Here is a 241-nt window from a genome sequence, read left to right on the forward strand (position 1 = left end):
GGAAAAGCCAAAGACGCGACCCACCAGTGCCGGGATCCATAACGACGCCGGCGGCTTGTCCACGGTAATGGCATTGCCGGCGTCGAGCGAACCGAAAAGCAACGCAGTCCAGCTTTTGGTACCGGCTTGTACGGCTGCGGCGTAGAACGAGTTGCCGTAACCGCTGGCGGCGAGGTTCCACAGGTACAGGAACGCGGTGGCTACGAGCAGGCCTGCGGCGGACGGCCGGACCCAACGGGGC

Annotated in this window: 1 pseudogene; it reads right to left on the bottom strand. The window is 64.7% G+C overall.

Annotated elements, in window-relative coordinates:
* Positions 1–241 (bottom strand): annotated as a pseudogene (locus SCA31_RS25265) (glycosyl transferase); the annotation flags it as partial.

It is taken from the genome of Chryseobacterium sp. SIMBA_028, assembly GCF_046535285.1.
In the GTDB taxonomy this organism is placed as follows: Bacteria; Bacteroidota; Bacteroidia; order Flavobacteriales; family Weeksellaceae; genus Chryseobacterium.